This is a genomic window from Staphylococcus sp. GDX8P80P, from assembly GCF_017893095.1.
GTDB lineage: Bacteria > Bacillota > Bacilli > Staphylococcales > Staphylococcaceae > Staphylococcus > Staphylococcus borealis.
Genome location: NZ_JAESMI010000060.1, coordinates 1 through 13,209, shown reverse-complemented (window position 1 = coordinate 13,209; position 13,209 = coordinate 1). Strand labels below are relative to the sequence as shown.

The following is a 13,209-nucleotide window of genomic DNA, read 5'->3' as shown; positions in this document are numbered from 1 at the left end:
GATTTGACGTAAAGCCTATTTTTATTAAGTTCCCATTTAAGGGGTTCAGTACCTTTTTTACTGTCATTTAATTATTTAAAAATTCTTGAATAGCCTTTTTGTTTTTATCTTTATCAATGTCTAATGCACTGCCATCATTATTAGTATTAATATTTTGGTATGAATTATTGATCGGCACTGTAAGAGATTCTACGTTCTTATCTCCTCTAATACCAAAACTTATACCTGTTTGGAATATCGCTGAATTAGGCATACTTGTATTAATATAACCTCTCAAAATACCAGCTACTTTAGGCAATTTAACTACAGAACTAGGCGTAACTAACTCTTTTTTCAACGTTTGCATAACTTGTTGTTGACGTCTAACTCGCCCAAAATCTCCTTCCTCATCATGTCTAAATCTTGCATATCCAAGTAATTCTTTACCATTCAAACGATGATGATCTTTTTTAAGAGATACGCCAATGTTTTCAGACATATCTTTTTCTACGTCCATAGGAACACCATTTGGCTCTAATTCATCGATCATTTTTTCAAAGCCTGTAAAATCAATGACTGCATAATATTCCGGATTGATACCTAAATTCTTATTTAATGTTTTTCTTAGCAGTTCTGGACCACCAAGTGAATATGCTGCATTAATTTTGTAATTTTGATATCCGGGTATTTCTGCATAAATATCTCGCATTACTGACATCATTTTCATCTTTTTATGAATAAAATCATATTGAACTACCATGATGGAGTCAGTTCTTGACTTACCACCATTTGCTTTGTCAGCGCCTAATACAAGTACAGAAATCTTACCATCATTTTTAACAGGTCCGTTAAACTTATGTACTTTAATATCTTTGGCATGTTTCTCAGCATAATTAACACCACTACGATAACTATGGACGATATAAATAATAGCTGCAAGAAGCAATATTACTATAATCAAAATAATAAAAGGTAATTTTCGTAGTTTTTTCTTATTTCGTCGTTTAGAAGGTGTCTCTGATTCTACTTGTCGTCTGTATACTGTCTTATCCTTCTCTTCTGTCATATTTACCTACCTTACGTCTTGTAAAAATCTTCAAAATTGTATATCTATGTACTATAATTATATATAATTAAGTTATAGAAGTTACTTTAAAAAATCAAGTAATTTTTAAATAAATGGTACTAAGGTCCAATGAAAGGATGGCATAAATGAATATTAATACAGCATATTTTGCTGGTGGGTGTTTCTGGTGTATGACCAAACCTTTCGATCAATTCGATGGTATAGAAACAGTAACATCTGGCTACATGGGTGGTTCAACTCACAACCCTACTTATGAAGATGTGAAAAGTGGGACCACAGGACATTATGAAACTGTAAAAATCGAATATGATGTTGCACTGTTTTCTTATAATAAATTATTGGAAGTATTCTTTTCGGTAATTGATCCTATTGATGATGGTGGCCAGTTTCAAGACAGAGGTTCTCAATATAGAACGGCAATCTTCTACACGAATGAGGACCAAAAAAAACTCGCTGAACAACACATCCACCAACTCGAGCAAACCATTCATTCTGAAAAAGCAATAGCAACTAAAATCTTACCCGCTTCAACATTTTACAAAGCGGAAGAATATCATCAAGATTTTTATAAAAAGAACCCTGAGCGTTATGCTCAAGAACAACAAGACCGTGCTAACTATAGCGCAAATTAAACACATAAATAATCAAAGGCATCCTTCATAAATGATTGTTATCATTTCACTTGTAGGATGCCTTATGTTTAAATAATGATTTATTTATGACGAATAACTCTCATTACTTTTAGCATACTATACCATAATGAACTGTCTTTTCTATAAACTAAAAATCTTGGTTCCCAATTAGGGCTATATTTTTCTTTATATTTACGTAATCCTTGAAAGCGATAAAGTCCATTGAAATGTTCAAAAACACGACCAGCTACACGTTCACGTGGATATGAATAATTTAATTGACCTACATTCGATAATGTTGCCATACCCATATTAAATGCTTTATAGCCTTTGTCTTTACCCCAAAGTAGCATATGCAAATACAAACCGTCCATTAAAGGTAAATCAAGGTCAGGTAACCAACGAATTAAATCAACAGAAATAGCTTCATTATAATAAGTAGGCATTAAAGTACAAAACGCAATTACTTTCCCCTCTTCATTCTTCATGATTCCTATAGGCGCTTGTTGTAAATAGTCTTCAGTAAATTGCCCTACTGAAAAATGCATTTCATTACGTCCATCTAACCATTGATCACTGACATATTTCAATTCAGAAATAATATCCATTGAAAAAGGTGGTTCTAAAATTTCAAATTGAATATTTAAATCATCGAATTTATTAAGTGTCGCTCGAAAACCACGACGTTTCTTTCCTGATGTCGTAAATTGAGTTAAATCTATGATGGCTTCTTCGCCCAATTTAAAGAATTGATTACCAAAATTATGATAAAGTGGCATAAACCGATCTGACACTTGATAAAAAATGATGTCATAACCTAACTTTTCACCATAATTATAAAAATCAATCAGTAACGATTGGAAAGCATTTGGGTCACCAATTGGATCACCTAACACAACAAGTGCATTACCTTTATAACGATACATTAAAAATGCTTGTTCATTTTCATGCATAAAGATATCTTTATCTCCACTGTAGATCAGATGACTTAAATAATTACCACCATATGTTTCGATGATTGCTTTACATTGTGACAAATCTTCAAATTGGTGTGGTCTATTGTATTTTGACTCAAGGAGCCATGCAACTATACCCACTAACATTACAACGACAAGAATTGTTAACCAGAAATAATATTTTAGTAATGATGTATCCATTTCAATATGATAAATGTCTAGCGCATATAATGTTTCGGAAATAATAATGTGATTAACGTATAATACAAAGACGCTCAAAATAATAGCTACAATGAACCGCTTTAATCTAAATGGTCGCTTCACAACTTTAGATCGGCGATATGCAAGAACAAGTAATACAAATATTAGAATAATCCATGATAATAAGATTAAAGATGCATAAGTGTATATTGTCGCAGCGAAAATTAAAATAAGCGAAATCATTACAAATAAAATAGAACGACGACTTTGCTTGTATACCCCTCTAACATTAAGAAGTAATAATAAACAAGCACTAGTATGAATAGATAACATAATATAATATGCAAAATGATGATCATCATATAAGCCATCATAAACAATAGTAATGTTATTAATAAAGAATACAAAACTTGTGATTAATACTAAAGTGGCTAAAGCAAAAGATGGTATTTTAGCAATAATATCTTTTTGATAAGAAAATAAAAATGATGTTACATCTTTTGCAGGGACAAAATATTTAGATTCTTCAAAGTACTTTCTAGCAGATGAACCAAATTCAAAAGTAGATAATACAAGTGCAATAATGACTGGTACAAAGTAATAAGCGAAACGATACAATAATAACGCTAATAAAACTTTTTCTTCAGGAACGCCTAACGACTTTAATCCTAGTAATACAACTAAATCGAAAGCACCAAAACCTCCGGGAATGAAACTGACTAATCCAGAAAGCGCAGCAATGATAAAAATTCCAATTACAGTCGTAAATGCGACATTAATATCAACAATAACTGTCGATAAATAAAGTACTGATGCAGCAGCAAGCCACTCAACACTAGATACCAATGTGCAATAAACACCTAAATATTTGTTATAACGATCAATAGGATTAATCATGGTATAAGCAATAAATAAAGGTAAGAATAATGCAACTATATATAATATCCATCTTACCCAGCTTACTTTATTTAATATGTGCGAAGCATCAAAGATATGTAATACGACAAGAATTGATAGAAGACTCAAACCTGTCAACATTGATATAAGTATAATTGAAATGGCATGCACTAATTTTTTTCGATCCGTTGTATAATTTTTATACACAAATGCTCTAAATCCAGCACCGATAAACCCACCAAAACCAACAATAGCATTGAGTGCATTAATAATATAGCTCACTTTAAACACTCTTATCAGTGGGATATCAAGTTTCAATCCCTTAACTAATATAAGATCGTATAAGCTCAGCAAAATCATTGCAGCACCACCACAGATAAATAAGCCTACAAGGTACCAACGATTAATTTTGCTAAAAGCTTCAAGCGTTTGCTTGAAATTAATGTGTGCTAGTTCATGATATAGCGTGGCAACAACTGCTATAAACAACACCGCAGCAAAAACAAATTTAAGTATAGAAAATAATCTATTTTTTAGTTCTTCAGTCATATCATACCTCTACCTTCAACTTCGATTAGTTTAAAATATATCATACCTTCATTTGAATGAACATATGAATATATATTACACATGCTAACAGTATTGTAATGTACGTGAGATTATACATTCTGATTTTAAAATTTGATATGTACATTGTATTAAAAAACTAGGACTGAGAAAAAGTGGATATTCCTCTTTCTCAGCCCTAGTCAGCTACTACAAAGTAACACTCTAGTATTATTTATCTTTTACTTGACTAAACTTTGCATCAACAAGCCGTACTAATCGGCTTGAGTATATTCTTTCGTCTCTTCTTTTTTTATTTCATATTCTCCTGAATCATTACCGTAATACTTGTTATAACGACGTTTAAATAATAAGAATATGTGAGAGACTAATACTTTAAGTATCGCATATCCTGGTATACCTAAAATAACACCAACGATTCCTAATAAATTACCAGCACTTAATAAGATGAAAATAATTGTTAAAGGATGAATTTTCAATGTTTTACCCATGACATTAGGTGAAATAAAATGTCCTTCGATAAATTGAACAAGCGTCCATACAACAATTAATTTCAATAACATAAGTGGAGATGTAATAATGGCTATGATAATAGCTGGTGAAATCGCAATAGTTGGACCTAAATAAGGAACAACGCTTGTAACAGCTGCGATACATGCAAGCACCAATCCATAATCAAGCCCAATGATAGAGTAACCAATAAAGAGTAAGATACCGATACAAAATGAGACAATAATTTGGCCTTGAATATAAGAACCCACTTGTACACTCATTTTCTCCATTAAATCATGGTAATCTTTTCTAAATTTTGGTGGCATAATCTTAGTTGAATACTCTTTAAACTTATGACCATCCTTTAACATAAAGAACAATACAAATGGTGTTGTGACAAGCACTACGCCTACATTTACTATCGCTTCTGCAAAACTTCTTATTTTAGTTCCAAATCCATCAAAATAACTCGAAACCATCGAAGGAATCTTGTTAGAGACTGAGTCTAACCAATCTTGTATTTGAGTATAAAATGAAGATAAGAAAGAAAAATGCGTAACTTGATCTATTGCATTATTAAATTTATCTACATACTTAGGGAAATTGTTCGCTAAGCGTGTGATTTGATCACTGATTAGTGGAATTAATAAATTAATAATTAATGTTGCGCCACCAACAATTGCTAAAAACACAATAATAATGCCTAACAATCTTGGAATATTATATCTTTCCATCAAATTGATAATTGGATTAATAAGATAAAACAAAATGAGCGATAAAATAATCGGTGCCACAATTGTATTAAATATAATGATAAATGGTTCAAAAACATATGAAACTTTATCAAATATAAATATTACAATGCCTATGAGCACTAATGAAAGTAAAGCAAATAATAAATCTTTACCGCCTAAAAACTTCATAAAACGCGTTTCTGTAAAACTGAATTTTTTTGCGCTGTTATCTTCAACTTGTTTATTTTCAGTTGTCATGTTTCTCACCATACCTTAACTAACTTATAGAACTAAAGCTATCTAACATCATAACATAAAAACAATTAAATGTTGTTTCGCTTTAAGATGAACTTATTTGTGTTTCAAAATGATAAATATGTAGTGCAAGATAAACAATTTCAGAATCATCAATAGGAATATTTAAATGTTTTTGTATCATTCTTGAGATTTTAAAAGCAGTATTGTATGCATTAGGATAATGGTTTTTAACCATATCAATAAAGACATCTTGAGCGTAAATATATTCTTTTTTATTAAGACGTCGAATTAAAAATTGGATATGTCTAATAAATCGTTGATATTGAACTGTATGATTATCAATTTCATGGTTTAAATCATTTTCAATAATCAGTATGCTTTTACTAATTAAATTATTAATTAAAGACATTTCGTGTATTGTTAAATCCTCAGTGTTAGATGCGATATGTAATGCGATAAATCCAATTTCATCAGGTGGAAAATTGACATCTAGTCGTTGATTCAGCTTATCAATAACTTGGCTTGCAATTGCATAAGCGCCACTATATAAATGTTTGGTTTCAATAGCAAATGGATTACTAATAATTTGATTTTGCTTTAATCTTTTGTATGCAAATATAATGTGATCAGTCAAAGCAACAACAAGATTTTTATCGTCAGTAGTATGCGTTGTACTCGTTATATAATTGACTGCTTCAATTACCGCTTGTAGAACATCTTCATCTGCGATTTCAACTAAAGATTTATAATATTCTTGCTGTTGCTTTTGTTCTAGCTTATAAACTTTTTCTATTGAAGCACTTTCATCTAAGGTCATTCCCGCCTTTTTATTAAAGCCGATACCTTTTCCAATGAGAATAACCTCTTGATTATTATAAGTGCATATGATGACGTTGTTATTTAAAGCTTTAGAAATAGTATACTCACTCATCATAATCACCTTTCTTTATAATATATGAATTATAAAACGAATTATTAAAAATGAAAAGATTTCAAACTTAATGTAAAAACTCCTTCCAACGTTATGAAACCTAAATTCAATACATTGAAAGGAGTATGTTAATAATATTATATTAAATAGTTATTCAATCGATTACTTTTTAGGTAGTTGATTTTCTCTACCCCAAGTTTCAATGCCAAACAAGTTGATTTCGAGATTCTCAGGTTTGAACACAGGTTTCATACCAGCTTTACGTTGTTTTTGATAATCTTTCATGACAGCTATAGCTATATTTGAAAGACCGATAATAGAAATCAAGTTAACAATCGCCATTAATCCCATAAATAAATCGGCAGTACTCCATACAGTTTCAGTTTTCACAACTGAACCAACAAATACTAATAAAACAACTAAACATCTGAAAATAAACATAATCACTTTATTTTTAGATAAAAATTCAATATTTGATTGGCCGTAGTAATAGTTACCGACTACAGAAGAAAATGCGAATAACGTAATCGCAACTGTTAAAAAGATACCCCCAGCTGAACCTAAATGTTCATTTAATGCTGATTGAGTAACTTGAACACCTTGAGGTGCACTTTCACCAAATTTTAATCCTGAATATAATAAAATCATAATCGCTGTAGCTGTACAAACTAACATAGTATCGAAAAATACACCAAGTGATTGAATTAAACCTTGTTTCACTGGGTGTGGTACAGCCGCTGTAGCAGCAGCATTAGGTGCCGAACCCATACCAGCTTCGTTAGAGAATAAACCACGTTTAATACCTTGAAGGATGGCCGCACCAACAGCGCCTCCGGTAACTTGTTCGAAACCAAACGCACTCTTAATGATCGTACCTATCATTGGAACAATTTGGTCGATATTTAATAATAAAATAACTAAAACCATTCCAATATAAATGATCGCCATGATAGGCACAATCAATGATGATAATGTCGCAATACTGCGCACACCACCAAAGATGATGATTCCTGTAATAACTGCCAATACAATACCTGTTATAACTGGACTTATGTTGTATTGAGTATTTAATGACTCTGCAATTGTATTAGATTGAACAGTATTAAATACAAACGCAAATGTTACAGTAATTAATATTGAGAATAAAATACCTAACCATTTTTGATTTAAACCTTTAGTTATGTAGTAAGCTGGACCCCCACGGAATCCGCCTTCTTTATCGTGAACCTTATAAATCTGAGCTAAAGTAGCTTCCATAAACGCACTTGCCGCTCCAATGAAAGCAATTACCCACATCCAAAATACTGCACCAGGTCCACCAAGCACAATTGCCGTAGCTACGCCGGCAATATTACCAGTACCTACTCGAGAACCAGCACTGATTGCAAATGCTTGAAATGGTGATATACCTTTTTCACCACTATTCAATGTTTCAGGTTTCTCTACTAAAGCTCTAAACATTTCTGGCAACATTCGTAATTGCACAAATTTAGAACTAATTGTAAAGAAGAAGCCTACAGTTAATAGTAATCCAATTAAATATTGCGACCAAATTAAATCATTACCTACCTGAACGATTGTTTTAAACCACCCAGGTATTAAATTATCAAAATCACTCATTAAATCCCTCTCATCTATAATTAATTAATATCCTAAGATATATTACAAGAGATTTATACTGCATTGAATAAACTCAATAAAATAATACTAATGTATATTACGTTTGAGGTTATACAACATCAATATAAATCTCTTGAAAGATTAAAATTGGTTAAAATAACAAGTTCAATTTTATCATTTTCTTTTTAAATTGAAAATAAAATTTTTTGAGCAATTAGTCGATTGTCATATCTAGAACGTCTCCAAACTCCTTAACATCAACGATAAATGAACCATTTGTATATTGTTCAGATAAATGAATATCAGTTATTTGTCCATCTTCCGTATGACTTTCAGAATATAATGTATACATATGCTCATCTTTAACAACATGACCTGCAACAATACGGTGTGGATTTTTCTTCAATTCTTTAAGTAATGTAATTCCTCTTTGTGCTCGCTTAGCTTGTTGTAGAATTTTATAGCTGATGCGTTTTACAGCGCCTCTTTGAGTAGCCATTATAATTGAACTATCTTGATTTACGGCATCTGTCATAACTACAACATCTTCATCTTTTAAATTAATAGATTTAACACCAGCTGCTCTCAATCCCGTATCAGATAATTCTTCAATTGAATACGTTAATGACATGCCTTTATGAGTTAATACAGTAATCAATTGATTTTCATTTAGGCGTATTACACTAATTAATTCATCCTGTGCTTTAACTTTCATGGCAACTAACGGTTTATTGTAGCGTGTTGTCTTAAATAAACTAACGTTACTTTTCTTAATCATACCATTTCGAGTTGCTAATACATAAAATGCATCATCTTTGAAGTTTTGCTCATTGTATACATCGACCACAGTTTCATTATCATCTAGAGGGACAATTTGAGAAACATGTTGTCCTAGTTCTTTCCATCTGATATCCGATAATTTATGAACCGGAATAAATAAATATCTTCCTTTGTTTGTAAAAACAAGTACCGTATCTTGCGTATTAACTGTTTGATATTTGAGTAAACTGTCTCCATCTTTAAGGCCAATTTCCGCAACCCCACTGGCGTTAAAACTACGTGTAGATGTGCGTTTAATATATCCCTGACGTGTAATACTTAAAACAACATCTTCACTTGGCACCATCACTTCTTTATCAATTTTAATTTCTGCAATTTCCGCTTCAATTGATGACAAACGTTCAGATTTAAATCGTTTACGAATGTCAGTCAATTCATTCTTAATTACTTGTAACAGCGCATCATGATTATCCAGTATATGACGATATTCTTTAATCATATTTGCTAACTCATTATGCTCATTTTCTAACGCAACGATATCTGTATTCGTTAAACGATATAGTTGTAACATAACGATAGCTTCTGCTTGCGCTTCTGTAAATTCGAATTCAGATACTAAATTGTCTTTTGCATCTTTTTTATTCTTAGAGTTACGAATTAAAGCAATGACTTCATCCAAAATTGATAATGCTTTCATTAAACCTTCTACAATATGCATGCGTTTTTCAGCATGATCTAAATCATATTTAGTACGGTTCGCTACCACTTCAATTTGATGATTTAAATAACTATCTATAATTTGACGAATACCCATTAATTTAGGACGTCCGTCACTAATTGCAACCATGTTAAAGTTATATGCAATTTGTAAATCAGAGTTCTTGAATAAATAGTTCTTTATAGCCTCTGCATTTACATCTTTTTTCAATTCAATAGCAATTCTTAAACCAGTACGATCCGTCTCATCTCGTACTTCAATGATACCGTCTACTTTCTTATCGGCTCTTAATTCATCAATACGTTTTACAAGTGAACTTTTATTCACCTCGTATGGAATTTCTGTCACGATAAGTTGTTGACGACCATTTCGAAGTGTTTCTGCGTCAACTTTAGAACGTACGACGATTTTACCTTTTCCGGTTTCATAAGCTTTCTTAATACCATCGATACCTTGAATAATACCACCAGTAGGAAAATCTGGTCCTTTAATATATTTCATTAATTGACTAACAGTAATATTAGGATTATCGATGTATTTCAATGTTGCTTGAATTACTTCAGCTAAATTGTGCGGCGGAATATCAGTCGCATAACCAGAAGAAATACCTGTTGAACCATTTACTAGTAAATTGGGGAATCTTGCCGGCAATACCATTGGCTCAAGTGTTGTATCGTCATAGTTAGGAACAAAAGCTACTGTTTCTTTATTAATATCACGTACAAGTTCCTCAGATAATTGACTTAACTTTGCTTCGGTATAACGCATTGCTGCTGGTGGATCATTATCAATACTACCGTTATTACCATGCATTTCAATTAAGACATGTCGCAATTTCCAATCTTGACTTAAACGGACCATTGCATCATATACTGATGAGTCACCATGTGGATGATATTGACCGATAACGTCACCGACTGTCTTAGCACTTTTACGGAAATTCTTATCATAGGTATTTCCACTACTATGCATTGCGAAAAGAATTCTTCGTTGCACTGGCTTTAAACCATCACGAACATCCGGTAAAGCACGTTCTTGAATAATATATTTACTATATCTTCCAAAACGATCGCCTATCACATCTTCAAGTGATAAATCTTGAATTATCTCACTCAATTTGTTTCCTCCTCAGTATATTCTTCAGTTTCAATCACTTGTACTTCAGTGTTATCTAATATACTTTGATCTTCTTGCATGCCAAATTCAACGTGACTTTCAATCCATTCACGACGCGGTGCAACTTTATCACCCATCAATGTTGTAACACGTTTAGAAGAGCGCATTTCATCTTCAATTTGAACACGAATAAGCGTTCGAGTTTCAGGATTCATTGTCGTTTCCCATAACTGTTCAGGGTTCATTTCACCAAGACCTTTATAACGTTGTAACATAAATCCTTTTCCTAATTTTTTCTGAAGTTTATCAAGTTCATCGTCTGTCCAAGCATATTCGACTTGTTTAGATTTACCTTTTCCTTTTTCAAGTTTATAAAGTGGAGGCAATGCAATAAACACTCTACCAGCTTGTACTAGTGGTTTCATATACTTGAAGAAGAAAGTTAATAATAATACTTGAATGTGCGCACCATCTGTATCAGCATCAGTCATGATAATAATACGATTGTAATTGCTATCTTCAATTTTGAAGTCATTTCCTACTCCAGCGCCAATTGTATGGATAATCGTGTTAATCTCTTCATTCTTAAATATATCCTCAAGTCTTGCTTTTTCAGTATTAATAACTTTACCTCGCAAAGGTAAAATCGCTTGGAATTTTCTATCTCTACCAAGCTTAGCTGAACCACCTGCAGAGTCCCCTTCGACTAAATACAATTCATTTTTTTCAGTATTCTTACTTTGCGCAGGTGTTAACTTTCCTGAGAGCAACGTATCTTTACGTTTATTCTTCTTACCTGAACGTGCGTCTTCGCGGGCCTTACGTGCTGCTTCTCTAGCTTGTTGTGCTTTAATTGCCTTTTTCACAAGTGATTTAGAAAGTTGTCCTTTTTCTTCTAAATAAAACGGTAATTTATCAGAGACTACTGAATCAACCGCACTTCGCGCTTCTGAAGTACCTAATTTAGACTTCGTTTGTCCTTCAAACTGTAGCAACTCTTCTGGAATACGTACTGATATAATCGCAGTTAAACCTTCACGAATATCATTACCATCTAAATTTTTGTCTTTTTCTTTTAATTCATTAATTCGTCTAGCGTAATCATTAAAGACACGTGTCATAGCAGTTTTAAATCCTACTTCATGTGTTCCTCCGTCTTTTGTACGCACGTTATTAACGAAACTTAATATACTCTCTGAGTATTGATCGTTATATTGGAAAGCAACATCCACTTCTATGCCATTAGCTGAACCTGTGAACATTGTTACATCATGAAGAACTTCTTTGCCTTCGTTGACGTAACTTACAAATTCTTTAATCCCCTCTTCATAATGGTAAACATCTTCACGTTCTTTACCACTACGTAAATCTTTCAATGTTATTTTAAGATTCTTTAATAGGAAGGCTGATTCTTGTAATCTTTCACTTAATGTATCAAAATTGAATGAAGTTGTTGCTTTAAATATTTCAGGATCTGGTTTAAATGTAACTTTAGTTCCTGTTCTCTTCGTTTTACCTGATTTAACTAAACCAGAGGCAGGCACCCCACCATTTTTAAAACTTTGCTTGTAGATATTCCCATCTCTATGTATTTCAACTTCTAACCATTCGCTCAATGCATTAACGACTGAAGCACCAACACCATGTAATCCACCAGATGTTTTATATCCACCTTGACCAAATTTACCACCGGCATGTAAGACGGTAAAAATAACTTCTACAGTAGGTTTACCTGATGCATGCATCCCTGAAGGCATGCCACGACCATTATCTTCAATAGAAATACTATTATCCTGATTAATTGTTACATTTATTTCATTACCATATCCGTTTAACACTTCATCCACAGAGTTATCTACAACTTCATATACTAAATGATGTAGACCTCGTTTATCAGTAGATCCTATATACATACCTGGACGCTTTCTTACAGCTTCCAATCCCTCTAATACTTGAATAGAATCATCTGAATAATGATTTGAATTTTTTGTTGCCAATGCGTTCGCCTCCTACAAACGTACGTTCGTTTTAAAAACTATACAATAGTTATTCTTATATAAATCGGTCTAAATTGCAAGTGTGAGTTAAAAACTAATCAATTTTAAGTTAGTGTTGAGTTGTGGGACGTAAAATTAAAAAACAAAAAAAAAAAAAAAAATTAAGAAAATTTTATAAAACGAGGTTAAGTTGTTTTTTTTGTTTGTGTTTTTAGATTAATTTGAACAAAAACAAAATTAAATA

The 13,209-nt window shown here is 32.1% G+C and carries 8 protein-coding genes; 1 reads left to right on the top strand and 7 read right to left on the bottom strand.

The annotated features are described in order from the left end of the window. Positions 1-67: 67 nt before the first annotated feature. Positions 68-1,045 carry an LCP family protein gene (locus KA858_RS06120; protein ID WP_210135250.1) on the bottom strand — a complete coding sequence of 326 codons (978 nt, stop codon included), beginning with the start codon at positions 1,043-1,045 and terminating at the stop codon, positions 68-70. A 146-nt stretch (positions 1,046-1,191) separates the two neighbouring features. Between KA858_RS06120 and msrA the strand changes: the two genes are divergently transcribed. Further along, positions 1,192-1,698, top strand: coding sequence for a peptide-methionine (S)-S-oxide reductase MsrA (gene msrA, locus KA858_RS06115; RefSeq protein ID WP_107629679.1), 507 nt, complete (start codon positions 1,192-1,194; stop codon positions 1,696-1,698). A gap of 80 nt (positions 1,699-1,778) precedes the next feature. On the opposite strand, the gene mprF is transcribed toward msrA, so the two are convergent. From mprF to parE, 6 genes are all read right to left on the bottom strand, one after another. Next, positions 1,779-4,301, bottom strand: a complete 2,523-nt coding sequence (gene mprF, locus KA858_RS06110; protein WP_210135249.1) for a bifunctional lysylphosphatidylglycerol flippase/synthetase MprF — start codon at positions 4,299-4,301, stop codon at positions 1,779-1,781. Between the two features lie 272 nt (positions 4,302-4,573). Then, the gene (locus KA858_RS06105) at positions 4,574-5,803 is read right to left on the bottom strand and encodes an AI-2E family transporter (protein WP_107629681.1); all 1,230 of its coding nucleotides are present in this window, start codon (positions 5,801-5,803) and stop codon (positions 4,574-4,576) included. An 82-nt stretch (positions 5,804-5,885) separates the two neighbouring features. After that, on the bottom strand, positions 5,886-6,734 hold the full coding sequence (glcT, locus tag KA858_RS06100) for a glucose PTS transporter transcription antiterminator GlcT (protein ID WP_210135248.1): 849 nt from the start codon (positions 6,732-6,734) through the stop codon (positions 5,886-5,888). A gap of 162 nt (positions 6,735-6,896) precedes the next feature. Further along, complete coding sequence (gene alsT / locus KA858_RS06095) at positions 6,897-8,354, bottom strand: glutamine transporter AlsT (RefSeq protein WP_210135247.1); 1,458 nt, start codon at positions 8,352-8,354, stop codon at positions 6,897-6,899. 214 nt (positions 8,355-8,568) lie between these two features. Beyond that, positions 8,569-10,968, bottom strand: a complete 2,400-nt coding sequence (gene parC, locus KA858_RS06090) for a DNA topoisomerase IV subunit A (protein WP_210135246.1) — start codon at positions 10,966-10,968, stop codon at positions 8,569-8,571. Next, positions 10,965-12,965, bottom strand: coding sequence for a DNA topoisomerase IV subunit B (gene parE, locus KA858_RS06085; RefSeq protein ID WP_053030975.1), 2,001 nt, complete (start codon positions 12,963-12,965; stop codon positions 10,965-10,967). Before parE ends, parC begins: the two co-directional genes overlap by 4 nt. Between the last annotated feature and the right edge of the window lie 244 nt (positions 12,966-13,209).

Excerpts from the sequence above, each read along its gene's own strand:
- KA858_RS06120 (WP_210135250.1), bottom strand. The coding sequence starts at position 1,045 with ATGACAGAAGAGAAGGATAAGACAGTATACAGACGACAAGTAGAATCA.
- msrA (WP_107629679.1), top strand. The coding sequence starts at position 1,192 with ATGAATATTAATACAGCATATTTTGCTGGTGGGTGTTTCTGGTGTATG.
- mprF (WP_210135249.1), bottom strand. The coding sequence starts at position 4,301 with ATGACTGAAGAACTAAAAAATAGATTATTTTCTATACTTAAATTTGTT.
- KA858_RS06105 (WP_107629681.1), bottom strand. The coding sequence starts at position 5,803 with ATGACAACTGAAAATAAACAAGTTGAAGATAACAGCGCAAAAAAATTC.
- glcT (WP_210135248.1), bottom strand. The coding sequence starts at position 6,734 with ATGAGTGAGTATACTATTTCTAAAGCTTTAAATAACAACGTCATCATA.
- alsT (WP_210135247.1), bottom strand. The coding sequence starts at position 8,354 with ATGAGTGATTTTGATAATTTAATACCTGGGTGGTTTAAAACAATCGTT.